20 protein-coding genes are annotated in these 23,786 nt (G+C 72.6%); 7 read left to right on the top strand and 13 right to left on the bottom strand.

What is annotated here, in order from left to right; translation table 11 throughout:
* Window positions 1-27: 27 nt before the first annotated feature.
* Both boxC and BKK81_RS26775 read right to left on the bottom strand, forming a co-directional pair.
* Window positions 28-1,686 carry a 2,3-epoxybenzoyl-CoA dihydrolase gene (boxC, locus tag BKK81_RS26780; RefSeq protein ID WP_071019145.1) on the bottom strand — a complete coding sequence of 553 codons (1,659 nt, stop codon included), beginning with the start codon at window positions 1,684-1,686 and terminating at the stop codon, window positions 28-30.
* Window positions 1,687-1,838: 152 nt separating this feature from the next.
* Window positions 1,839-2,933 carry a helix-turn-helix transcriptional regulator gene (locus BKK81_RS26775; protein ID WP_083384467.1) on the bottom strand — a complete coding sequence of 365 codons (1,095 nt, stop codon included), beginning with the start codon at window positions 2,931-2,933 and terminating at the stop codon, window positions 1,839-1,841.
* A 100-nt stretch (window positions 2,934-3,033) separates the two neighbouring features.
* Here BKK81_RS26775 and BKK81_RS26770 point away from each other — a divergent pair, with 100 nt between their 5' ends.
* The 3 genes from BKK81_RS26770 (at window position 3,034) to BKK81_RS26760 (ending at window position 6,792) form a co-directional block, all read left to right on the top strand.
* Window positions 3,034-3,501 (top strand): DUF4863 family protein, encoded by a 468-nt coding sequence (locus BKK81_RS26770; RefSeq protein ID WP_071019143.1) that lies wholly within the window; start codon window positions 3,034-3,036, stop codon window positions 3,499-3,501.
* Between the two features lie 19 nt (window positions 3,502-3,520).
* Window positions 3,521-5,077: a 3,4-dehydroadipyl-CoA semialdehyde dehydrogenase gene (locus BKK81_RS26765; protein WP_071019141.1), complete on the top strand. Its 1,557-nt coding sequence runs from the start codon at window positions 3,521-3,523 to the stop codon at window positions 5,075-5,077.
* Window positions 5,078-5,202: 125 nt separating this feature from the next.
* A complete protein-coding gene (locus tag BKK81_RS26760) occupies window positions 5,203-6,792 on the top strand; it encodes a benzoate-CoA ligase family protein (RefSeq protein ID WP_071019140.1) in 1,590 nt (529 codons plus the stop codon).
* 67 nt (window positions 6,793-6,859) lie between these two features.
* Here BKK81_RS26760 and BKK81_RS26755 read toward each other — a convergent pair whose 3' ends face one another.
* The 7 genes from BKK81_RS26755 to BKK81_RS26725 all read right to left on the bottom strand — a co-directional run bounded on the left by BKK81_RS26755 (window position 6,860) and on the right by BKK81_RS26725 (window position 14,221).
* Window positions 6,860-7,855, bottom strand: coding sequence for a tripartite tricarboxylate transporter substrate binding protein (locus BKK81_RS26755; protein ID WP_156811458.1), 996 nt, complete (start codon window positions 7,853-7,855; stop codon window positions 6,860-6,862).
* A gap of 14 nt (window positions 7,856-7,869) precedes the next feature.
* Window positions 7,870-9,339 (bottom strand): MmgE/PrpD family protein, encoded by a 1,470-nt coding sequence (locus BKK81_RS26750; protein WP_083384466.1) that lies wholly within the window; start codon window positions 9,337-9,339, stop codon window positions 7,870-7,872.
* A gap of 155 nt (window positions 9,340-9,494) precedes the next feature.
* Window positions 9,495-10,499, bottom strand: coding sequence for a tripartite tricarboxylate transporter substrate binding protein (locus BKK81_RS26745; protein WP_071019136.1), 1,005 nt, complete (start codon window positions 10,497-10,499; stop codon window positions 9,495-9,497).
* Between the two features lie 92 nt (window positions 10,500-10,591).
* Window positions 10,592-11,206: a YbhB/YbcL family Raf kinase inhibitor-like protein gene (locus BKK81_RS26740; RefSeq protein WP_083384465.1), complete on the bottom strand. Its 615-nt coding sequence runs from the start codon at window positions 11,204-11,206 to the stop codon at window positions 10,592-10,594.
* Window positions 11,203-11,916 carry a 3-isopropylmalate dehydratase small subunit gene (leuD, locus tag BKK81_RS26735; RefSeq protein WP_156811457.1) on the bottom strand — a complete coding sequence of 238 codons (714 nt, stop codon included), beginning with the start codon at window positions 11,914-11,916 and terminating at the stop codon, window positions 11,203-11,205. The genes BKK81_RS26740 and leuD overlap by 4 nt, the downstream gene beginning before the upstream one ends.
* Window positions 11,913-13,310, bottom strand: a complete 1,398-nt coding sequence (locus BKK81_RS26730; RefSeq protein WP_071019134.1) for a 3-isopropylmalate dehydratase large subunit — start codon at window positions 13,308-13,310, stop codon at window positions 11,913-11,915. The genes leuD and BKK81_RS26730 overlap by 4 nt, the downstream gene beginning before the upstream one ends.
* Window positions 13,307-14,221 (bottom strand): isocitrate lyase/PEP mutase family protein, encoded by a 915-nt coding sequence (locus BKK81_RS26725; protein WP_083384464.1) that lies wholly within the window; start codon window positions 14,219-14,221, stop codon window positions 13,307-13,309. The genes BKK81_RS26730 and BKK81_RS26725 overlap by 4 nt, the downstream gene beginning before the upstream one ends.
* 198 nt (window positions 14,222-14,419) lie before the next feature.
* Between BKK81_RS26725 and BKK81_RS26720 the strand changes: the two genes are divergently transcribed.
* On the top strand, window positions 14,420-15,232 hold the full coding sequence (locus BKK81_RS26720) for a GntR family transcriptional regulator (RefSeq protein ID WP_071019132.1): 813 nt from the start codon (window positions 14,420-14,422) through the stop codon (window positions 15,230-15,232).
* A 155-nt stretch (window positions 15,233-15,387) separates the two neighbouring features.
* Complete coding sequence (gene dinB / locus BKK81_RS26715) at window positions 15,388-16,560, top strand: DNA polymerase IV (RefSeq protein WP_071019130.1); 1,173 nt, start codon at window positions 15,388-15,390, stop codon at window positions 16,558-16,560.
* An 86-nt stretch (window positions 16,561-16,646) separates the two neighbouring features.
* Here dinB and BKK81_RS26710 read toward each other — a convergent pair whose 3' ends face one another.
* Window positions 16,647-17,582: a LysR family transcriptional regulator gene (locus tag BKK81_RS26710; protein WP_071022398.1), complete on the bottom strand. Its 936-nt coding sequence runs from the start codon at window positions 17,580-17,582 to the stop codon at window positions 16,647-16,649.
* 299 nt (window positions 17,583-17,881) lie between these two features.
* On the opposite strand from BKK81_RS26710, the gene BKK81_RS26705 reads away from it, so the two are divergent.
* Entirely contained in the window at window positions 17,882-18,808 is a 927-nt protein-coding gene (locus BKK81_RS26705) for a DMT family transporter (protein WP_071019129.1), read from the top strand.
* Between the two features lie 145 nt (window positions 18,809-18,953).
* Here the strand turns inward: BKK81_RS26705 and BKK81_RS26700 are convergent, their stop codons facing one another.
* The 3 genes from BKK81_RS26700 to BKK81_RS26690 form a co-directional block, all read right to left on the bottom strand.
* On the bottom strand, window positions 18,954-19,835 hold the full coding sequence (locus tag BKK81_RS26700; protein WP_071019127.1) for a ProQ/FinO family protein: 882 nt from the start codon (window positions 19,833-19,835) through the stop codon (window positions 18,954-18,956).
* 115 nt (window positions 19,836-19,950) lie between these two features.
* Window positions 19,951-20,670 (bottom strand): GntR family transcriptional regulator, encoded by a 720-nt coding sequence (locus BKK81_RS26695; protein ID WP_071019125.1) that lies wholly within the window; start codon window positions 20,668-20,670, stop codon window positions 19,951-19,953.
* Window positions 20,671-20,673: 3 nt separating this feature from the next.
* Window positions 20,674-22,470 (bottom strand): IlvD/Edd family dehydratase, encoded by a 1,797-nt coding sequence (locus BKK81_RS26690; protein WP_231908097.1) that lies wholly within the window; start codon window positions 22,468-22,470, stop codon window positions 20,674-20,676.
* Between the two features lie 252 nt (window positions 22,471-22,722).
* Between BKK81_RS26690 and BKK81_RS26685 the strand changes: the two genes are divergently transcribed.
* A complete protein-coding gene (locus tag BKK81_RS26685) occupies window positions 22,723-23,745 on the top strand; it encodes a tripartite tricarboxylate transporter substrate binding protein (RefSeq protein WP_071019121.1) in 1,023 nt (340 codons plus the stop codon).
* Window positions 23,746-23,786: the final 41 nt, after the last annotated feature.

Genomic DNA, 23,786 nt, shown 5'->3' with positions numbered 1-23,786 from the left:
GCTGGGGGGGAAGTCGGCGCGCGCCCCTCAGACGCGGTTCCAGTCGAAGGCGGCCTTGTCGCCCTTGCCGTAGACCTTCAGCGCCCCCTTCTCGCCGACCGCGTTGGGACGCTGGAAGATCCAGTTCTGCCATGCGGTCAGGCGGCCGAAGATGCGGGTCAGCATGGTCTCCTGGCCATTGAAGCGCAGGTTGGCTTCCATGCCGGTGAGCGCGTCGGGCGACATCGACACGCGCTCTTCCACGGCGATGCGCACTTCGTCCGCCCAGTCGATATCGTCCGGGTTGGCCGTGGCCAGGCCCAGCGCGAAGGCGGCATCGGCGTCGAGCGCCTGGCCGGCCTTGGCGCGCACGGCCTCCAGCGCCGGTGCCTCGTCGTAGAAGCGGCGCCCGAGACGGCTCTGCCCGGTGGCCATCGGGTAGCGGCCGAAATTGGCCTCGCCCACCGTGATCTTCGGCGCGCGCGCCTCGTCGTCGGGCAGCGCCAGGTGGTAGATGCGGTCGCAGGCCAGCGCCAGCTCCAGGAAGGTGCCGGCGAAGCAGGAACCCGGCTCGACCAGCGCGAACAGACTGCGCGAGGACACGTCCAGGCGCGACAGCACGCGGCGCAGCAGGCCGATGGTCTCGCGCACCAGCCAGTGGTCCTGATGCGCCTGCAGCGTGGCATCGACGCCGAGCACGGCGGCGGCATCGCCTTCGGTCTTGATCAGCCAGGTGCCGATGTCGAGCTCGTTGGTGCGCATCGACAGGATGGCGTCGTCCAGTTCGCGCGCCAGCTGCAGCGGATACCAGGCGGCGCCGGCCTCGACGATGGCCTGCGGCGTGGCCGGCTGCGGGCCGGAGGGACCGCGCACGGTGAAGCTGGCGGTGCGCCCGGCGCGGTCGATCACCACGCTGACATGCTGGTAGTGCAGCGCATCGGCCTCGACCGTGCGCGCCAGCGGCGGCAGCGCCACGCCTGGCACGCCGGCCGGGCGGTCGCTGCCGGCCGCCAGCGCCAGCGCGCGTTCCCGCACCCGCTGCGCGAACACGGCGGGCTTGGCGATGTCGTCGACCAGGCGCCAGTCCTTGGCGCGCTGGCCGCGCACGCCCTCGGTGGTGGTGCAGAAGATGTCGGCCAGGTCATGCCGCACGTGGCGCTTGTCGGTCACGCGGGTCAGGCCGCCGGTGCCGGGCAGCACGCCCAGCAGCGGCACTTCGGGCAGGCTGACGGCCGAGGAGCGGTCGTCCACCAGCAGGATCTCGTCGCAGGCCAAAGCCAGCTCGTAGCCGCCGCCGGCGCAGGCGCCATTGACCGCGGCCAGGAACTTGAGGCCGCTGTGCCGCGAGGAGTCTTCCATGCCGTTGCGCGTCTCGTTGGTGAACTTGCAGAAATTCACCTTCCAGGCATGGCTGCTGACGCCCAGCATGAAGATATTGGCGCCCGAGCAGAACACCTTGTCCTTGGCGCTGGTGACGACCACGGTGCGCACTTCGGGATGCTCGAAGCGGATGCGGTTCAGCGCGTCGTTCAGCTCGATGTCCACGCCGAGGTCGTAGCTGTTCAGCTTGAGCTTGTAGCCGGGACGCAGGCCGGCGTTCTCGTCGATATCGATCGACAGCGTGGCTACCGGGCCGTCGAAGGCCAGCTTCAGGTGGTGGTACTGGGACGGGTCGGTCTGGTATTCGACGCGGGGGGCGATGCTCATGATCGTTGTCTCCTCAGCTTTAACGCAGGATAGTGCATTCGTTTCGATTCGGTGAAAGCACTATAGTGCATCAATGAATCCAGGGTCAAGAATTATCTTGCGTGTCGCCACTGCTTGCCGTGAGCGCTCCCGGCGCGGCGCCCCGGGAGTGCTCACAAAGGTAGCTGCAGGGCCGTCCGCACCATCTCCCGCAACGCCTGGAACGTCGGCTCGAGCGGCTGGGCACTGGTATCCAGGTTGAACTCCGCCTTGGAATAGAAGGCCGCGCGCCCGGCCAGGATCTGCCGCAGGTCATCCATGGCCTCGCGGCTGGCGGCCATCGGCCGCAGGTCGCCCTGGGCGCGCACGCGGCCCATGTGGTCTTCCGGCGTGGCCTGCAGCCAGACCGTGGTGCAGTGGGCCAGCAGCAGGTTGAAGGCGGCCGGGTCCGAGACCAGCCCGCCGGGCGTGGCGATCACTGCCTCCGGGTGGATCTGGATGGCCTCCTCCAGCGCGCGCCGCTCATAGCGCCGGTAGGCGTTCATGCCGTACAGCCCCTGGATCTCCGACACGCTGCAACCGGCGAACTGCTCGATCTCGCGGCTCAGTTCGACGAAGGGCACGCCGAGATCGTCCGCCAGCATCGCGCCCAGCGTCGACTTGCCGGCACCGCGCAGGCCGATCAGCGCCACCCGCGGGCTGCGCGCCGCCCCGCCCGCACCCGGACCGTTCTGCCCGCCGGTGCCCAGCAGTTCGCCCACCGCGATGCGCACGCGCCGCAGCGTGGCCTCGTCGCGGTGCTCCAGCAGTTCGCGCAGCAGCAGCCATTCCGGGCTGGAGGTGGTCACGTCGCCGAGCAGTTCCGCCAGCGCGCAGTGCAAGGCCCCCGCCACCTGCTGCAGCACCAGGATGGAGGCATTGCCGTCACCGTATTCCAGATTGGCCAGGTGGCGCTCGGAAACCCCGGCCGCCGCCGCCACCGCCTTGCGCGTCAGGCCGCGCCGGGCGCGCAGCTCGCGCACCCGCTCGCCGAGCGCCTGCAGCAGCGGGCTGCGCCCCTCGCCAGCCACCGGCGCGCCGCTGGTCGCGCCCGCGCGCTGGCGCGCGCCGGGCGGGCGGGACGCCGTCGGCGCCGCAGCGGCGCCGACGGCGCCCGGCAAGGCCACGGGAGCGGGAGCGGCGCCAGCCGCCTCTGCGTCCGGCCCCGGCGGCTGCCCCAGCGGCTGGCCCAGCGTTAACCCCGATCCATGCAATATAGTGCTTGACATGATTTTCAGCCGGCTCTATGTTTCGTTCATGCACAATAATGCATGAATCGCCGGCATGCAAGCCGGCCATGCCCGATGGAGCCCCACCGTGTCCCCCAGCATGTCTCCCACCGAATTCCGCGCCCTGCTGGCGCGCCTGACCGCGCAGCTCGCCGGCCGCCCCCTGGACGATAGCCTCGACGCCTGGCTGAATGCCGAGCACGGTGCCGGCAGCGCCACTTACCGCGGGCTGAAGGCCGCCTGCGAGGCCGGCGTCGCCGCCGGCTGGCTGTGCGACCGTGAAGGCGGCGGCATCCGCTACGGCCGCATCTTCAAGCCCGCCGACGACCTGCACGGCTTCTCGGTCGACGTGGTCGACATGTGCGACATCGCCGGCCCCCACCACGTCCACCCCGAGGGCGAGATCGACCTGATCCTGCCGCTCGACGGCGCGGCCCGCTTCGACGGCCGCCCGGCCGGCTGGCTGGTGTGCCCGCCGGGCAGCGCGCACCGCCCCACCGTCAGCGGCGGACGCGCGCTGGTGCTCTACCTGCTGCCCGCCGGGCGCATCGAATTCACGCGCCAGTAAGCCAACGGGGAGACACGCCATGAGCGAACGGCTTTCCAACTATCTCGGCGGGAGCTGGCAGGCCGGCAGCGGCGCCGGCACCCCGCTCTTCGACCCCGTGCTCGGCACCGAACTGGCGCGTGTGGACGCCGGCGGACTCGACCTTGCGGGTGGCTTCGCCTTCGCCCGCGAACAGGGCGGCGCCGCGCTGCGCGCGCTCGGCTACCGCGAGCGCGCCGGCCTGCTGGCCGCCGCCGCCAAGGTGCTGCAGGCCAATCGCGGCACCTATTACGAGATCGCCACCGCCAACAGCGGCACGGTCGCCGGCGATTCGGCGGTCGATATCGACGGCGGCATCTTCACGCTGTCCACCTATGCGCGGCTGGGCGAGTCGCTGGCGGAGTCGATGGGCGGCCGGCGCACCCTGCTCGATGGCGAGGCAGCGCGGCTGGGCAAGGATCCCGCCTTCCAGTCACAGCACGTGCTGGTCCCCGCGCGCGGCGTGGCGCTGTGCATCAATGCCTTCAATTTCCCGGGCTGGGGCCTGTGGGAGAAGGCCGCGCCGGCGCTGCTGTCCGGTGTGCCGGTGATCGTCAAGCCGGCCACCGCCACCGCCTGGCTGACCCAGCGCATGGTGCGCGACGTGGTCGAGGCCGGCGTGCTGCCGCCGGGCGCGCTGTCGGTGGTGTGCGGCAGCCCCGCCGGCCTGCTCGACCAGCTCCAGCCCTTCGACCTGCTGTCCTTCACGGGCTCGGCCGACACCGCCGCGCAACTGCGCGCGCATGCGGCGGTGAGCCGGCATTCGGTGCGCGTCAACATCGAGGCCGACAGCGTGAACTCGGCCCTGCTGCTGCCGGGCGAGGCGCCTGACAGCGAGGCCTTCGCCCTGCTGGTCGAGGAGGTCGTGCGCGAGATGACGGTGAAGTCCGGCCAGAAGTGCACGGCCATCCGCCGCGTGTTCGTGCCGGAAGCCCTTTACGATGCCGCCGCCGAGGCCATCGGCGCGCGCCTGGCCAAGGTCACGGTGGGCAATCCGCGCCAGGCCGAGGTGCGCATGGGCGCCCTGGTCAGCCGTGCCCAGCTGGAGGCGGTACGCAGCGGCCTGGCACGGTTGCGCACGGCCGCCAGCGTGCTGCACGACGGCGCCGGCCACGCCCTGGTCGACGCCGATCCGGCGGTAGCCTGCTGCGTGGGCCCCACCCTGCTCGGCACGCGCGACGCCGACGGCGCGGCGCTGGTGCACGACACCGAAGTCTTCGGCCCGGTCGCCACTGTGCTGCCCTACCGCGACAGCGCCCACGCGCTGGCACTGGCGCGGCGCGGCCAGGGTTCGCTGGTGGCCTCGCTCTATGGCAGCGACGCCGCCGCGCTCGGCAACGCCGCGCTGGCCCTGGCCGACAGCCACGGCCGTGTCCACGTGGTCTCGCCGGAGGTGGCGCAGAGCCACACCGGCCACGGCAACGTGATGCCGCAATCGATACACGGCGGCCCCGGCCGGGCCGGCGGCGGCGAGGAACTGGGCGGCCTGCGCGCGCTCGGCTTCTACCACCGCCGCAGCGCCATCCAGGCCGGCGCCGCCGTGCGCGAGCGCCTCTGAGCATGGCCCGGGCGGCGCGCGCGCACGGCGGCAAGACCGGCGCGCGCCGCTCCCTCCCGTCAGCGGGAGCACGAACCGAAGACCCTGAAGCCAGTACCTATCCGATCGAGATTGGGGAGACAAGCATGAGCGCCCAAGCGCAAGCGCCGGTGGAACCGCCCGGCACGCCCTTCAACTTTGCCCATCACCTGTTGGCGCGCAACGCGGCGCGCGCCGCCAAGACCGCCTACGTCGACGACGACGGCACGCTTAGCTACGGCGCGCTGGACGAGCGCGTGCGCCGGCTGGCGGCGGCGCTGGCGGCGGCCGGCGTGCATCGCGAGGAGCGCGTGCTGCTGCTGATGCACGACTGCAACGACTGGCCGGTGTGCTTCCTCGGCGCGATGTACGCCGGCATCGTGCCGGTCGCCGTCAATACCCTGCTGACCGCCGACGATTACGCCTACATGCTGCGCCACAGCCGCGCCCAGGCCGCGCTGGCCTCGGCGTCGCTGCTGCCGGTACTGCGGCAGGCCATCGACCTGGCAGCGGCCCAGGGGGGCTGCGAGGTCCGCAGCGTGATCGTGGCGCGCGGCGAGGCGCCGGCCGCGCCCGGCTGCGCCGCCCTCGACGACCTGCTGGCCGCGCACGCGCCGCTGCCCGCGCCCGCCGCCACCGGCCCCGACGACCCCGGCTTCTGGCTCTATTCTTCCGGCTCCACCGGCCGCCCCAAGGCCGCGGTGCACAGCCACGGCAACCCCTACTGGACGGCCGAGCTGTACGGCGGCCCGGTGCTCGGCCTGCGCGAGCAGGACGTGTGTTTCTCGGCCGCCAAGCTGTACTTCGCCTACGGCCTGGGCAACGGCCTCAGCTTTCCGCTGAGCGTCGGCGCCACCGTGGTACTGATGGCCGAGCGGCCGACGCCAGAAGCCACCATCCGGCGCTGGCTGGACCACCAGCCCACGGTCTTCTTCGGCGCCCCGACCGGCTACGCGGGCCTGCTCGCCTCGCCGCAGCTGCCCGCGCGCGGCGAGGTCTCGCTGCGCCTCTGCTCGTCGGCCGGCGAAGCGCTGCCGGGCGAGATCGGTGAACGCTTCACCGCGCACTTCGGCTGCGAGATCATCGATGGCATCGGCTCCACCGAGATGCTGCACATCTTCCTGTCGAACCGGCCGGGACGCGTGCGCTATGGCACCACCGGCTGGCCGGTGCCCGGCTATGCCATCGAGCTGCGCGGCGAGGACGGCGGCCCGGTGCCCGACGGCGAGGTGGGCGACCTCTACATCCGCGGCCCGAGCGCGGCGCTGATGTACTGGAGCGACCGCGCCCGCTCGCGCGACACCTTCCGCGGCGAGTGGACCAAGAGCGGCGACAAGTACCTGCACAACACCGACGGCAGCTACAGCTACGCCGGACGCAGCGACGACATGCTCAAGGTCAGCGGCATCTATGTCTCGCCGTTCGAGGTGGAGGCCACGCTGATCCAGCATCCCGCGGTGCTGGAGGCGGCCGTGGTCGGCGTGCAGGACGCCGACGGCCTGACCCGCGCCAAGGCCTACGTGGTGCTCAAGCCGGGCGCCAGCGCCAGCGACGGCGAACTCAAGGCCTTCGTCAAGGACCGGCTGGCGCCCTACAAGTACCCGCGCCTGATCGAGTTCGTCGACGGCCTGCCCAAGACCGCCACCGGCAAGATCCAGCGCTTCAAGCTGCGCGAGCTCGACGCCGCCCGGCACTGAGGCCGGCGCGGCCTCTCTTCGACAGGGCGGACGCCGGCGGCCGGATCGGCAGCCGGCGTCCGCTGCGCTACTCGGCCGCCATCCGCGCCGCGCGCGCGAGGCGGCCCAGGCGGACCTTCTCGTCGTCGAGGAAGCGCGCGAAGCCCTCGCGCGAGCCGCTCACCGGCTGGTAGCCGTAGGCCGCCATCTGCGCCAGCAGGTCGGGATCGCTGCGGTAGGCGAGCGCGGTCGCCTGCGCCACCCGGTCGAGCACCGCGTCCGGCGTGCCGCGCGGCGCGTAGATGCCGCCCCAGTGCTGCATGCGCACAGCGGTGAAGCCCTGCTCGACCGTGGTCGGCACGTCCGGCAGCACCGCCGTGCGGTGCCCGTCGGCCACCGCCAGCGCGCGCAGCTTGCCGCCACGCACGAATCCCAGCACGCCGACCGGCGCTTCGGAGGCCAGGTCGATCTGGCCGCCCATGACGGCGTTCAGCGTCTCCATGCCGCTCTTGTAGTGCACCACCGTGACCGGCACGCCCAGCGCCTGGCGCATCATCTCGGCGACGAAATGGCCGGTGCTGCCGAGCCCGGCGGTGCCGAAGGCGATGCCGCCCCTTGCCTTGGCATAGGCCTGCAGCGACTTCAGGTCGTTAAAGGACGCGCCCGCCGCGGCGACGATCACCGAGGGCGCCGAGCTGATGCTCGCCACCGGCACCAGGGCGTCGTCGGCATAGGGCATGCGGGCACGCAGCAAGGCGTTGGACACCGCGCCATTGCCCGCCACCAGCAGGGTGTAGCCGTCCGGCGCGCTGCGCGCCACCAGCTCCGCGCCGATCAGCCCGCCGGCGCCCGGCTTGTTGTCGACGATCACGCTCTGGCCCAGCTGGCGCGCCAGCGCCTTGGCCAGCAGGCGGGTATTGGTATCGCCGGGGCCGCCGGCCGAGAATGGCAGCACCAGCCGGATCGGCCGCGCCGGCCAGGCCGCCTCGGCCCGCGCCGGCGCGCCGCGCAGTCCGGCCAGCGCCAGCGGCAGCAGCGCCACCATCCCCAGGCAGGCACGCCTTCTGTTCAGGGTCGTCGCCATGGTCCGCTCCCGGCTCATGCGAAGGCGGCGCCGACCGGCGGCGCCAGCAGGGCCATCAGTTCGCGCACGTCGCCGAGCGTCTCCAGTCCGGCCACCATCTGCTCGATGGCCTGCTGGCGGGCGGGCGCGACCAGGCCGTCGGTAAGCGCGCGGAACTTGGCGGCGACCTCCGCGTTCGACTGCGGCGCCTCGATCGCGCGCGACGCGCGCCGCTGCACTTCGATGCGCTGGCCGTCGGTGAAGGTCACCGCCAGACGCACGCGCCCGCGCGCCTGGGCACCGCCGGCGTCGAGGGCCGCGTCGTGGCGCACCTCGATGCGGGGCAGCAGCGCCCACACATCGTCGGCATCGATGCGCGCGGGGGTGAACTGTGCCACCAGCGCGGCGCCGTCGAGCACCGCCACGGCGAGCGCGTAGCCGATGTGCATCTGCGCGCCGATCGGCGTGAACGGGCGCTGCGGCGGCCACCAGCCGTGGTGGTAGACCGCATGCGTGACGTCGACCTCGATGCGCGCGATCTCCGGCGCGCGCAGCGGGCGCTGCGCGCCGACGTCGAACAGCGCATCGAGCGGGGCGTGGATGCCACCCATGGCCGCATAGGGCTTGATCACCATGCGCTCCACTTCCCAGCGCTCGCCGAGGCCGTCGGCAAGCTGGCCGGCATCGGGCGCATGGCCCTCGCCGAAGGTCGAGAGGAAGCCGCCGTACTCGCGCTCGAACACACGCTTGATGCCGGTATAGCCACCCGCCGCCAGCAGCGCCGCGTAGAGGCCGTTGCGCGCCGCGAAGCCGTGGTGCATGCGCTTGCTCATGGCCTCGTACTGGGCCGCCATCAGGCCGGCCGATTGCGTCGCGGCCAGGCCCAGCGCATCTTCGAAGCGGGCCGCGTCCAGCCCCAGCAGCTTGCCCACCGCGGCGGCCGCGGCGTGGGTGCCGAACACCGCGCCCGAATGCCAGCCGCGCGACAGCATCTGCGCGCCGTGCAGGGCCAGCCCCACGCGCGGGCCGACCTCGAAGCCGGCCATGGCCGCCTCCAGCAGGCCCGCCCCGCTCACCCGCGGCTCTCCTTCCGCCGCCGCCCACAAGGCCGGCAGCACCAGCGAGGCGCTGTGCAGCGGCGCGAGCGGATGGTAGTCGTCCAGTTCGAAGCCCTGGATGAAGGTACCGTTGAGCAGGGCCGCCCCCGGCGCGCTGGTGCGCGCGCCCCAACCGACGATGGTGCGGTCGCCCTCGCCTTCGGTACGGCGCACGATGCCCGCCGCGACGCGCGACCAGGGCAGCTGCGCGCCGACGATGGCGCAGCCGATGCCGTCCAGGATCAGGGCCTTGGCGCGTTCGCGCGCGCTGGCGCTGGCCTGCTCCAGGCGGAAGCCGGCCAGCCAGTGGGCGAGGCGCCCGGTCGGCCCGGCCGGATCGGTGGCCGCCTGGCCGGTGGCGCCGGCGTGCGCCGGGGCGGAACCCGGTACGGAAGAATGGGAGGTCATGGCAGGTCCTTGCGAGTGAGCGGGTGAGCGGGTGAGCGGGTGAGCGGGTGAGCGGGTGAGCGCACCCGGGATTCGACGTCCGTGCCCGACCCGGGGCCGGCACGGCAGACGTGTTCCGGTCGAGCGTTGCATCGAGCGCTCGATCAAGCGGACCTTCAGTCGAGCGGATAGTGCTTGACCAGCTCCGCGACGTGCGCGCTGTCGCGCCGCACTTCCTCGGCGAACTCGGCCGGCGTGTTCGCCACCGGCTCGGCACCGGCGTTGGCGATCGCCTTGCGCACGTCGGCGTCCTTGACCGCTTCGCGCAGCGCCGCGACGATGCCCTGCGTGATGGCGGGCGGCGTCCCCTTGGGCGCAAACAGGCCATACCAGGTCACCGAGCGGAACTGCGGATAGCCGGCCTCGGCCGTCGTCGGCACATCGGGCAGCGCCGCCGCGCGGCGGTCGCCCTGCGTGGCCAGGATGCGCAGCGTGCCGGCCCGGTGGTGCGGCAGCGCGCTGGCGATGCTGGTGAGAGCCATGTTCACGTTGTTGGCGACCAGGTCGGTGACGATGGCGCCGGTACCTCGGTAGTTGACGATCACCAGGCGCGGCAGGCCCGCCTCGTCGGCAAGCTGCTGGCCGGACAGCCGCGCCAGGTTCTCGCCCGTGCCGAGCGAGCACTGCGGCGCGGTGCGGCAGTAGCGCACCAGCTCGCCGAAGGTCTTGACCGGCAGCCTGGCACTGACGACCACCGCGGCGGGCGACTGCGAGACAGCGCTGACCGGCTCCAGCCGGGCGAGCGGGTCGACACCCTTGAGGCTGGGCGTGTAGCGCGTCGCCAGCAGGCCCGGCACCTGCAGCAGCAGCGTATAGCCGTCGGGACGGGCCTCCATCACGCGCCGCGTGCCGATCAGGCCGTCGGCGCCCGGCAGGTTCTCCACCACCACCGGCTGCCCCCACATCGCGCCGAGCTGGCGCGAGACGGCCCGGGCGGTGGCGTCGGTGCCGCCACCCGCGACATAGGGCACCACCAGGGTCACCGGCCGCTGGGGCTTCCACGGCGCGGCGGGCGCCGCCTCGGCGCTCGCCAGCGCGGGCGCCGCCAGCAGGGCGGCGACGGCCGCGCCCAGGGCGAGCCGTCGCGCCGGCCGGCGCGGCTTCGGGTCTTGTATCGACATCTTGTCTCCTGTCATCGTCTTGTCGTCGGATCCTCATGGATCCTGCTTGTCCTGCTTGTCCTGCTTGTCCTGCTTGTCCATCGCGCCGCCGGTCAGGCTGGCGCGCCCACTGCCCGGGCCCGCCAGTCACGCTGGAACACGCCATCGAGCCGGCCGCGCGCCATCGCATGCGCACGCAGCCACGGCCGCAGCGCATCCGCCGCCAGCCCGGGCGGCGGCGGCGCCGACAGCGCGAACAGCTGGAACACATAGCGGTGCGGGCCGTGGCCGGGCAGCGGGCGCGGTCCGTCGTAGCCGGTGCCGCCGAGGCCGTTGCGCGCCAGGACCACGCCCTGCGGCGCGCGGCCCGGCGCCAGGGCGCCCTCGGGCAGCCCGTTCACCGCCGCCGGGCCCCAGGCCAGCGCGTGCGCGATGGCGTGCGGCAGCGGCACGTCGGGGTCTTCCACCAGCAGTAACCAGTGGCTGGCACCAGCCGGCAATGCCCGCCAGCGCAAGTCCGGCGACAGGTTGCCGCCCACGCCCCGGCCGGCGTGGCGCAGCGCCAGGCTGGCACCGGCGGCGAAGCTGTCGCTGTGCAGCGCCAAGGCTGCCGGCAGCGCCGCCAGCACCGGGTCCGCCTGCGCCAGCGTGGCGTCGCCGGCATGGCGGCCGCGCAGCAGCAGGCCGATCCAGCGCAGTACCCAGGGATGGCGCATGTCCGCCGTCATGGCAGGCTCCGCGCCTGCGCCTGCGCCTGCGTTGCCGGGGCTGGCGGCGGCACCTGCCCGTCCACCCGCCCTGCCATCTGCCCTGCCATCTGCCCTGCCACCTGCCAGGCCCAGGGCCGGCGGCTGCGGTCCTGCTGCTGCCAGGCGCGGATGGCGGGATCGTCCTGCAAGGTCAGCCCGATGTCGTCCAGCCCGAGCAGCAGCGCCTGGCGCCGCAGCGCGTCGATCGGGAAGGGACTGGCCACGCCGTCGGGCGCGGTCAGCGTGGCGGCCTCCAGGTCCACGCGCAGCGGTGCGCCGCCGGCGCACTGCGCGGCCAGGGCCTGCACGGCTTCCAGCGGCAAGCGGATCGGCAGCACACCGTTCTGGAAGCAGTTGCTGTAGAAGATGTCGCCGAAGCTCGGCGCGATCACGCAGCGCACGCCCATGCCCATCAGCGCCCACACCGCGCCCTCGCGCGACGAGCCGCAGCCGAAGTTGGGCCCGGCCAGCAGGATAGGCGCGCCGCGGAAGGCGGCCTGGTTGAGCAGGCAGCCCGGGTCCTCGCTGCCGTCCTCGCGGTAGCGCAGGGCCTCCAGCGCCCAGGGGCCGAGCTGGTCGCGCGCCAGGCTGGTCAGCCGCTCGATGCGGACGATGACATCGGTATCGACGTTGGCGAGCATCAGCGGCACGGCGGCGCCGCTGACCACGGTGAAAGGCTGCAGGCTCATGCAAGGCTCCTGACATCGGTGATGCGGCCGGTGACGGCGGCGGCCGCGGCCATCGCCGGGCTGGCCAGGTGGGTGCGCGCCCCGGGGCCCTGGCGGCCGACGAAGTTGCGGTTGGAGGTGGATACCGAGCGCTGTCCCGGCGGCACCTGCTCGCCGTTGGCGGCCACGCACATGCTGCAGCCGGGCTCGCGCCAGCTGAAGCCGGCCGACTCGAACACCTCGCGCAGGCCTTCGGCCTCAGCCGCCGCCTTGACCGCCACCGAGCCCGGCACGACCCAGGCGGTGACGCCGGGCGCGACGCGGCACCCGCGCAGCACCGCGGCGGCGGCGCGCAGGTCGGACAGGCGCGAGTTGGCACAGGAACCGATGAAGACCCAGTCCACCGGCGTGCCGGCGATCGGCGCGCCGGGCTCCAGTCCCATGTAGGCGAGCGCGTCGGCATAGGCCTGCGCGGCGGCGCCGGCGGCCGCGGGCACGGGGATGCGCGCGTCCACCGCGATGGCGTGCTCCGGGCTGGTGCCCCAGGTGATGGTGGGCACGACCTCGGCCGCGTCGATGCATTCATCGCGGTCGAAGACCGCGTCGGCGTCGCTGGCCAGGGTGCGCCATGCCGCCGCCGCCTGCTCGAACGCGGCGCCGGCCGGCGCATAGGGACGGCCGCGCAGCCAGTCGATGGTGCGCTCGTCCGGGGCGATCAGCGCGAAGCGCGCGCCCAGCTCGACCGCCAGGTTGCACAGGGTCAGCCGTGCCTCCACCTCCAGCGCGCGCACGGCGCTGCCGGCGAACTCGATGGCATGGCCGGCCCCGGCCGCCGCGCCGAAGCGGGCGATCAGGTGCAGCGCCAGGTCCTTGGCGCTGACGCCGGGCGCCAGCGCGCCTTCGCAGCGGATACGCATGCGGCGCGGCTTCTGCAGGCGCAAGGTCTGCGTGGCCAGCGCATGCGTGCTCTCCGACGAGCCGACGCCGAAGGCCAGCGCCCCGACCCCGCCATTGGTACAGGTGTGGCTGTCGCCGCAGACCACGGTCAGGCCGGGCAGCACGATGCCGAGTTCGGGGCCGCTCACGTGCACGATGCCCTGGCCGGGCTCGCCGAGATCGAACAGTGTCACGCCGGCCGCGGCCGCGCGCTCGCGCAGCGCGCTCCACAGCCGCGCGCCGGGCAGGTAGGTGGTGCCGTCGCGCCCGGGCTGGCTGGACACCGCGTGGTCGGGCGTGGCGAAGACCAGGGCGGGGTCGTGCAGCGGCAGGCCGCGCGCCGCCACCTCGGCCAGCGCCGGCGGGCCGGACAGGTCGTGCAGCAGGTGGCGGTCGATGTGCAGCAGCGCCCAGCCGTCGCCCAGTTCGCGCACCACATGCGCATCCCAGAGCTTGTCGAACAGCGTGGCCGGGTTCATGCCGGCCTCGCGGCGTCGCTGCTACCGGGGGTGGCGGGAGCAATGGCGAGCGCCGGTGCACCCGCATTGAAGCGCTGGCGCAGGGCGTCCCACTCGTCGGCGCCGAAGCGGCGGAAAGTCTGCGCCACGCCTGCCGACACCGGCGGCGCGCTGTGCGTCGCCTTCAGTTCCGCCAGCGCGCGGTCGCCCGCCTCGATCGCGGCCTTCAGCATCAGGCCCGGCAGGATGGCCAGCTTGTAGCCCATGGCCTCGGCCTCGCGCAGGTCGAAGATCGGCGTGCGTCCGCCGGGCACCACGTTGAGCAGGCAGGGGCCCTGCACGCGGGCCGGTACCGCGGCCACTTCCTCCAGCGTCTGCGCGGCTTCGACGAAGGCCATGTCGGCGCCGGCGGCGAGCGCCGCCTTGGCGCGCCAGATGGCCTCGTCCAGGCCCAGCACGGCGCGCGCGTCGGTGCGCGCGATGATGACGAAATCCGCCGTGCGGCGCGCCTGCGCCGCCGCCCGCACCAGCGAGACGAAGGCTTCGCGCGAGACCACCTCCTTGCCGTCGAGGTGTCCGCAGCGCTTGGGCGCGACCTGGTCCTCGATATGGATGCCGGCCACGCCGCGGCTCTCGTACTCGCGCACGGTGCGCGTCACGTTCAGTTCGTTGCCGTAGCCGGTATCGGCGTCGGCGATCAGCGGGATGGCGATGGCGCGCGCCATCACCGCGGCGTTCTCCACCATCTCGCTCAGGGTCAGCAGGCCGAAATCGGGAAAGCCGCGCGCGGCCGAGGTCCCGGCTCCGGTCATGTAGGCGGCGGCGAAGCCGGCCTGCTCGATCAGGCGCGCGCCGATGGCGTCATAGGCGCCCGGCGCGATCAGCATGCCGGGCGCCTGCAGGCGCTGGCGCAACAAGGTGGCGGGGTGCATGGTGCGGGCGGTCTCCTCTTGCGGGTAGGCGAATGCCCCCGGGACGGGGGACCGGGGCAGCGTGTGCCCCTCGCCTGTGTTTATGTGTTTATATTCTAATAACAACTAACCAGCAAGGTCAACCGGAACCGGGCGGAGCGGCCAGGGATCCGCGCCACCCTTGTGCTATGCTCCCCGACGCCACCGATCCATCACCCCATGCCCCGCAACACCGCCGACGCAACGCCCGCCCCGCTGCCCCGCATCCCTGGTACCTCCCTGCACCGGCAGCTCTTCCTGGTGCTGCGCGACGAGATCTCGCGCGGCGTCTACGCGCAGACCGGCGCGCTGCCCAAGGAAGAGGCGATCTGCGAGCGCTTCGGCGTCTCGCGCATCACGGTAAGGCGCGCGCTGGCCGACCTCGCCGCGCTCGGGCTGGTGGAGCGGCGCCACGGCCTCGGCACCTTCGTGCGCGCCGGCACGCCGGCGGGGCGCAGCAGTCCCAGCCTGGGCATGATCGACAGCCTGCGCCGCGCGGCGCTGGAAACCGAGGTCGAGGTGCTCGAGGTGGCCCAGGCCGAGCCGCCGCCGGATATCGCCGCGCTGCTGCAGCTCGCGCCCGGCGAGCACGCCGTGCATGCCCTGCGCCTGCGCAGCCTGCAGGGCGAGCCGGTCATGCTGACCGACGCCTGGGTGCCGGCCGCGCTGGGCAAGCGGGTCTCGGCGGCAGCGCTGCGCAAGCATGCGCTGTTCGAGATCCTGATGGCGCAAGGGGTGAAGTTCGGCCGCGTGGTGCAGGAAATCAGCGCCCAGGCTGCCGATCCCCGCTGTGCCCGCTGGCTGAGCACCGAAGTCGGCGCGCCGCTGCTGAAGCTGGTGCGCCTGCTGCACGATCCCGCGGAGCTCCCGGTGCAGCACCTGACGGTGCTGCTGTCGCCGGAACGCAGCCGCATCCTGATGGACATCCCCTCCGAGAAGATCAACACGCTGAGCGCGGGACAGATCGTCCACGATATCGGCCGGCAGGGCTGAGTGCGCGGCGCGGTCGGCGCGGGCGCCGGGGCGTTGGGCCAGGTCCTATCGTCCAGCGGGGAAATTTCCCATATACTGTATATTCATACAGTCAACTGGAAGCCGTGGCCGCATGCTGCCACGCACCCCTCCGCCCGCCTCGCCGCCCAGCCGTCATGCTGTCCGCCACCCGCCGCATCGCCCACCTCGACATGGACGCCTTCTACGCGTCGGTCGAGCTGCTGCGCTACCCCGAACTGCGCGGCCAGCCGGTGGTGATCGGCGGCGGGCGCAATGCCGTGCCGGAGGTGCTGGCCGACGGCAGCCGCCGCTTCGCGCGCCTGCGCGACTACGTCGGACGGGGCGTGGTCACCACCTCGACCTACGAAGCGCGCGCCTTCGGCGTGTTCTCCGCCATGGGCATGATGAAGGCCGCCCAGCTCGCCCCGGACGCGATCCTGCTGCCGACCGACTTCGAGGCCTACCGCCACTACTCGCGCTTGTTCAAGGCGGCGGTGGCGCGCTTCACCGACCAGATCGAGGACCGCGGCATCGACGAGATCTACATCGACCTGAGCGCGGTGCAGGGCGAGGCCGCCGAGGTTGCCGGGCGCATCAAGCAGGCCGTGCGCGAAGCCACCGGCCTGAGCTGCTCGATCTGCGTGGCGCCGAACAAGCTGCTGGCCAAGATCGGCTCCGAGCTGGACAAGCCGGACGGACTGACGCTGCTGCGCATGGAAGACGTGCCGCTGCGCATCTGGCCGCTGCCGGTGCGCAAGGTCAACGGCATCGGGCCCAAGGCGAGCGAGAAGCTGGCCGCGCTGGGCATCGGCACCGTGGGCGAGCTGGCGCGCGCCGACCTGGGGCTGCTGCAGGAGCATTTCGGCCGCAGCTACACCGCCTGGCTGGCGCAGACGGCGCAGGGCTTCGACGAGCGGGCCGTGGTGGTCAGTTCCGAGCCCAAGTCGATCAGCCGCGAGACCACCTTCGAACGCGACCTGCACCCGCGCCGCGACCGCCCGCTGCTGTCGGAAGCCTTCACGGGGCTATGCCTGCGCGTGGCGGACGACCTGCGGCGCAAGGGCTATGTCGGGCGCACCATCGGCATCAAGCTGCGCTATGACGATTTCCGCACGGTGACGCGCGACCTGACCCTGCCGGAGCCCTCGGCCGACGGCGCGGCCATTCGCCGCGCGGCCACCGAATGCCTGCGCCGCGTGCCGCTCGACCGCAAGCTGCGGCTGCTGGGCGTGCGCGTCAGCGCGCTGCTGCCGGTGGAGGAAGCGGCGGGGCTGGCAGCGCTGCCGATCCAGGCCGAACTGCCGTTCGACGCGGCGGACGGCGGCTGAGCCGGGCCGGCGCACGGCCATGTACGCCACGGGCCGGCCGCACACCCCGGCCTTTCTCCCCTCTGCCTTTCTCCCCTGGCCGCCGCTCAACGCGGGGCGCGCAAACGGGCATCCAGGAAGTCGATCAGCGCCCTGACCTTGGGCGGCAGGAAGCGGTTGGGCGGATGCAGCAGCCAGACCGTGCCCACGTAGGCGCGCGCCTCCAGGGTCCAGTCGGCCAGCACGCGCACCACCTCGCCCCGCTGCAGCGCCTGCGCGGCGGCGAAGTCCGGCAGGCTGGCGATGCCCAGTCCCTGCTGCGCCGCCTCCAGCCGCGCGCTGGCGTGGTTGGCGGCATAGCGCCCGCGCACCTCCACGCTCACCGGTGCCGCCGCCTCGGCCGGCGCCGTGCGGCGGAAGCGCCAGCGCTTGTCATCGGCCGTCTCGCCCAGGAACAGGCAGTCGTGCGCGGCCAGCTCGCGCGGATGGCGCGGCTCGCCGCGCGCGGCGAGATAGGCGCGCGATGCGCACAGCACCCACTCGACGCGGCCCAGGCGCCGGCCGGCCAGGCCGGGTGGCGGCTGGTCGGTCAGGCGGATCACCAGGTCGAGGTCGTCGTCGAGCGGATCCAGCGTGGCATCGGAAAACACCAGCCGCAGGTCCACATCGGGACAGGCGCGCAGGAAATCCGGCACCAGCGGATGGATCACGGTCTTGGCGTAGGCGGTCGGCGCGCTCAGGCTGACGCGCCCGGCCGGCCGCGCCGCCAGGGCGCCGGCCGCATCGACGGCGCCGGCCGCCGCGCCGACCAGCTCGCGGCAGTGGCGGTAGACCTGCTCGCCCGAGGCGGTGACACGCACCTTGCGTGTCGAGCGCTCCAGCAGGCGCGTGGCCAGCGCGTCTTCCAGCCGCTTGATCTGCCGGCTGACCGTCGACGGCGTGGTGCCGAGCTGGCGCGCCGCCAGCGAGAAATTGCCGGCATCGACCACGCGGGCGAACACGGCCATGTCGGGCAGCAGCGCAAACAGCTCGTTGGGGTTCATTGCGGGTTCCTTGGCGGATTCTTTGCCGCTGTATGCGCCGATGCGTGCGCCGATGCATGCGTCGATGCATGCGTCGATGCGCTTTCCGGCGTCCCTGCCAGGGACGCGCGCGCGCCGGCAGGGCTGGCCGATCTGTGCGAGCCAGGCATAAAAGATTTGCACGACGACCGGATTATCACCATCCATGCAATACAAGACAATGCTCTCCGTCCGCCCGCCTGCGCACCTGAGCCCGGCGGCCAGCCACGTTCCCGCGCCATCGCGCGTCCTCCGATCCTGCCTTGTCCGTCCTGCCTGCCATGTCCGCCAGAACCGCCACCGCCTCCCTGCTGCCCGACCTGATGCTGCTGACCGTTGCCGCCGTCTGGGGCAGCAGCTACGGCGTGGTCAAGGACGCGCTCGCCGTCTATCCGGTGCTGGGCCTGCTGGCTCTGCGCTTCGGCCTCACCTCCGCGCTGCTGCTGCCGGCGCTGCGCCACCTGCGGCACTGCGACGGCCGCACCGTGGCCGGCATGCTCGGCACCGGCGTGCTGCTGCTGGCCATCTTCCTGTGCGAGACCTTCGGCGTGATGCAGACCCAGGCCTCCCATGCCGCCTTCCTGATCAGCCTGTGCGTGGTGCTGACGCCGTTCGCCGAGTGGCTGCTGCTGGGCCGCATGCCGGCGCGGCGCGAGTGGGCAGCCGTGGCGCTGTCGCTGCTGGGCGCCGCCCTGCTCACCGGCGGCTCGCTGCGCCTGCAGGCCGGCGACGTGCTGATGCTGGCCGCGGCCCTGCTGCGCGCCGTCATTGTCTGCGTGACCAAGCGCATGATGCGCGAGCGCGCGGGCCGGCCCGTGCCGCCCGCGCTGCTGCTGACCGCCGTGCAGTCGGGCGTGGTCGCGCTGGGCAGCGCGGCGGTGCTGCTGGGCGTGCCCGCCCAATGGCAGGCGCTACCGGCGCCAAGCCTGCATGCGGGCTTCTGGGCCAGCGTGGTCTACCTGGTGGGGGCCTGCACCTTGTTTGCCTTCTTCGCGCAGAACTACGCGATCCGGCGCAGCCAGCCCACCCGCGTGGCGCTGCTGATGGGCAGCGAGCCCGCCTTCGGCGCCCTGTTCGCCTGCCTGTGGCTGGGCGAACGGATCGCGCCGGCGGGCTGGGCCGGCGGCGCGCTGATCGTCGGGGCGTCGCTGCTGGCGACGGTGCGCTGGCGCCGCCTGCCGCGGGCCGGCCTGGCGCTGGAATCCTGACTTGAGGGGTGCCGCGCGGCCGGCGGGCACGAGGGAATCGTGCCGGGGCAGCGGTAGAAGGAAAGGCGGGGCCGCGGCAAAGGGCGGTGCCGTGCCGCTGTGCCGCGCGACAGCCAAGAGCGCCGCCTGCGGCGCCCTTGCGCGATCAAGCCGAAGTGGTGGTGGAGGTGGAGGTGGAGGTGGAGGTGGAGGTGGAGGTGGCCTCGAAGACAGCCGGTTCGCCAGCGGCGGCAACCGGTGCGTCTGCCACAGATACCACAGGTGCCACGGACTCGGCGGCCACCGGCTCTGCGGGCATCGTTTCGGTCTGCGGCTGCGCGGCCGGTGCGGCTTGCGCGGGCTGAGCCGCGGCTTCCTGGCCTTCCACCGGCTGGCCTTCGGCCGGCTTGCCGCCCGCCTGGGCCGGGCGACGCTGGCCGCGCGCGCGGCGCTCGCCACGCTCGCCGCCCTTCTCGCCGCCCTTCTCAGCGCCGTTCTCACCACCCTTGCCGCCGCCCTTGCCACCACGCGGGCGGCGCGCGGACAGCCACTTGGCGCGCTGGGCCTGTGCCGCCGTCACTTCGCCGGCCGCGTTGCCTTGCAGGTCGACGCGTGCCGCGCCGGCCACCATGCAGGTCCAGTAGCGGCTGCCCTGGCACCAGGTGGCGAGCGCTTCCTTGATCTGCGCTTCATCCAGGCCCAGCTTGGCGGACTGCTGCACGAGGTCGTGCATGATGCCCAGCTTGAGGGGCAGCTTGGGCTCGGGCTTCTTGGGGAAGGCCTTGGGGAAATGCTTCTGCAGGCGCCGGATCGCTTCGATCACCGGGTCGACCGGCTCGGCCTTGGCCTTGCCCTCGGGACGGCCCTTCGCTTCCGGGCGGCCCTTCGCTTCCGGGCGGCCCTTCGCTTCCGGGCGTGCCTTGGCATCCGGGCGCGCCTTGGCCTTGGCTGGCGGCTTGCCCTGCTGCGCCGGCTTGGCGGCGGCCGCGTTCTGCTTGGCCTGTGCCACGAGTTGCGCCTTCAAGGCGGCAAGTTGTTCGAAACCCATAGTGCGTCTGATCGGAAAACAGACGCCCATTCTAGCAGGCTGCCGCGACCTTCCGCCCTGCCCCCGCCCGGCCCCGGCCGGCACCGGTGGCACGGGCCACCGGCGCGGCAGATGCTCAGCGCGTGAGCGCGCCGCCGGCGCGCTCACGCTGGGCGGCGAGGTAGGCGTCACGCGAGGGCTGCAGGTGCTGCCGGCACAACGCGACCAGCTCCTCGCGGCGTCCCGCGCGCAGCGCGTCGATCATGGCCCAGTGTTCCTGGCGCGCGCGCTCGCGGTAGGCAGCGGTGGCCAGCGAGCCGAAGCGGATCGGATGGGTGCGCCGCGCATACTCGGCGATGGCCTGCAGCAGCACGGTGTTGCCGGCCAGTGCAAACAGCTCGCGATGGAACTGCTGGTTGATGCGGAAGACCGCGTGCGCATCGCCTGCGGCGACGGCGGCGTCATGGCGCCGCTGCACCGCCACCAGCGCCTGCAGCCGCACCGGCGGCACGGGCAGCGGGATCAGCGCGGCGGCCTGTGCTTCCAGCAGCTCGCGCAGGCCGAACAGTTCCACCACTTCTTCCGGCTCGAAGGCGCGCACCAGCGCGCCGACATTGCGCCGGCGCTCGACCGCGCCCATCTGTTCGAGCGCGGACAGCGCCTGGCGCACCACATGGCGCTTCAGGCCGAAGCGCTCCATCAGGTCGTCCTCGACCAGGCGCTCGCGCGGATGCAGGCGCCCGAAGACGATGTCCTCTTCCAGGGCGTCGATGGCACGCTGCAGCGCATCGGGCACGTCGGGTGCATCGGACGCGTCGGGTGCGTCGGGTGCACCGTCCAGGGCTTGGTCCGCCATCGCTCAGCGCTCGCGCGGCACCGTGTCCACGGTGCCGCCGGCCCGCAGGAAGTCGAAGTCCACGCCCTGGTCGGCCTGCGTCACGGTTTCCAGGAAGAGCTTGCGGTAGCCGCGCTCGGCGCGCGGGCGCACCACCGGTTGCTCGGCCGCCCGGCGCGCCAGTTCCGCGTCGTCGACCAGCAGCGCCAGCTCGCGCCGCGCCACCGACAGGCGGATGCGATCGCCGCTGCGCACCAGGGCGAGCGGTCCGCCGATGGCGGCCTCCGGCGTCACGTGCAGCACGATGGTGCCGGCCGCGGTGCCGCTCATGCGGCCGTCCGACACGCGCACCATGTCCTTGACGCCGGCCCGCGCCAGCTTCTTCGGGATCGGCATGTAGCCCGCCTCGGGCATGCCCGGCGCGCCGGTGGGGCCGATGCGCTTGAGCACCAGGATGTCGTCGGCCTTGACGTCGAGGGCCTCGTCGTCGATGCGGTGCGCCATGTCCTCGGCGTCCTCGAACACGACCGCTCGCCCCTCGTGCTCCATCAGGGCGGGGTTGGCCGCCGACTGCTTGATGATGGCGCCGCCCGGCGCCAGGTTGCCGCGCAGCACCGCCAGGCCGCCGGCCGGGTAGATCGGCTCGGCGCGGCTGCGGATGACCTCCTGGGCGAATGGCGGCGGCGCGGCGTCCAGCTCCTCGCCCAGCGTGCGGCCCGACACGGTCAGCGCATCGAGGTGCAGCAGGGGCCGCAGCTCGCGCAGCAGCGCCGGCATGCCGCCCGCCTTGTGGAAGTCCTCCATATAGTGCTGGCCCGAAGGTTTCAGGTCGACCAGCACCGGTGTCTCGCGGCTCATGCGGTCCAGGCCGGCCAGGTCGATGTCGATGCCGAGGCGGCCGGCGATGGCGGTCAGGTGCACGATACCGTTGGTCGAGCCGCCGATGGCCAGCAGCACGCGCAGCGCGTTCTCGATCGACTTGCCGGTCAGGATGCGGTCCGGCGTCAGGCGCGCGGCCGCCATCGCCACCGCGGTGGTGCCGGTGCGCTCGGCCACGCGGATGCGGTCGGCCGTGACCGCGGGCGCCGAGGCGCCGCCCGACACCATGATGCCCATGGCTTCGGCCAGGCACGCCATGGTGCTGGCCGTGCCCATCACCGAGCAGGTGCCGACGCTGGCCACCAGCTGGTTGTTGACGTCGGCGATCTCGGTGCCGTCGATCTCCTCGGCACGGAAACGGCCCCAGTAGCGGCGGCAGTCGGTACAGGCGCCGACGCGCTCGCCGCGGTGCGCGCCGGTCAGCATCGAGCCGGTCACCAGCTGGATCGCCGGCACGCCGGCCGACGCCGCGCCCATCAGCTGGGCCGGCACGGTCTTGTCGCAGCCGCCGATCAGCACCACCGCGTCCATCGGCTGGGCGCGGATCATCTCCTCGGTGTCCATCGACATGAGGTTGCGCAGGTACATGCTGGTGGGCGCCGAAAAGCTCTCGTGCACTGAGATGGTCGGGAAGTCCACCGGCAGGCCGCCGGCCAGCATGACGCCGCGCTTGACCGCCTCCACCAGCTGCGGTGCGTTGCCGTGGCAGGGGTTGTAGCTGCTGCCGGTGTTGACGATGCCGATCACCGGCCGCGACAAGGCGTCGTCGGTATAGCCGGCGCCCTTGATGAAGGCCTTGCGCAGGAACAGCGAGAAGCCGGTATCGCCGTAGTTGGTCAGCCCCTTGGCCAAGCCCTCCGCCGATGGCTGTGATCCACCACTCTCTTGCAATGAATCCTGGGATGAGGCCGGAGGGACGGGGGGACGGTCGGACGAAGACATCCGTGATCTCCAATAATATTATTGATAATCTCGGGCGAGAGCATAGCCTGCGTGGCTGCGCGTGCGCAAGCCCGGCAACGGCCTCGGTTTATTGATTGAAATACAAGATCAGTCGATAGAAAGATTCTGATTCTTCTATCAAGAGGTGCCTCATACACTACGTCCCGATGCTGAGCCGGGCGGCATCGGCACGGCGGTCCCACGCCGCCGTCCTTCCCTTCGAATCCAATCAGCCCGGCACAGGAGACCTTCATGTCCAGCCTCTTGCGCAGGCACGGCCGCGCGCGCCCGGGTGCGCGGCGCGCCCTGCTCGTGTCCACGCTGGCCGCGTGCGCCGGCCTGCTGCTGGCGCCGGCCCCCGCCGCCGCGTCCGACTATCCCAACAAGCCGATCCGCCTGGTGGTGCCCTACCCGCCCGGCGGCGCCACCGACGTCATCGGCCGCACGCTGGCGCAGCAACTCACCACCACGCTCGGCCAGCAGGTGGTGGTGGACAACCGCGCCGGCGCGGCGGGCAATATCGGTGCCGAACTGGTGGCCAAGTCGCCGGCCGACGGCTACACCTTGCTGATGGGGGCCCTGACCAGCCACGCCATCAACGCCGCCCTGTACAAGAGCCGCGTGCCCTACGACCTGGAGAAGAGCTTCGCGCCGGTCGCCATCGTCGGCACGGTGCCGCTGGTGTTCGTGGTCAATCCCTCGGTCAAGGCCAACACGCTGGCGCAACTGGTCGAGCTGGCCAAGGCCAGGCCCGGCAGCCTCACCTTCGGCTCGGCCGGCAACGGCTCGCCGCAGCACCTGGCCGGCGAGCTGTTCAAGCGCATGACCGGCGCCGACATGCTGCACGTGCCGTACAAGGGCAGCGGTCCGGCCATGACCGATCTGATGGGCGGGCAGGTGCTGAGCATGGTGGAAACGGTGCCGGCGGCGCAGTCCTTCATCAAGAGCGGCAAGATCCGCGCGCTGGCGGTGACCAGCGGCGAGCGGGTCAGCACGCTGCCCGACGTGCCCACCGCGGCCGAAGCCGGCCTGAAGGACTTCGAGGTCAGCTCGATGTTCGGCATCGTCGCCCCGGCCGGCACGCCGGCGCCGGTGATCAACCGCCTCAGCGCCGACCTGAAGAAGATCCTGGCCGAGCCCGAAGTGAAGGCCGCCCTGCTCAAGCAAGGCGCGATCGCCGCCTGGACCACGCCGGCGCAGGCCGGCAGCCGGATCAAGGCCGAGATGACGCGCTGGAGCGCGGTCATCCGTGACGCCGGCGTCAAGCCCGAATGACACCGGCTTGAGACCGGGCCGGAGCCCGGGCGATGCGCGCG

Source organism: Cupriavidus sp. USMAHM13, from assembly GCF_001854285.1.
GTDB classification, from domain to species: Bacteria; Pseudomonadota; Gammaproteobacteria; order Burkholderiales; family Burkholderiaceae; genus Cupriavidus; species Cupriavidus malaysiensis.
This window is presented reverse-complemented; position numbering and strand designations above follow the sequence as displayed.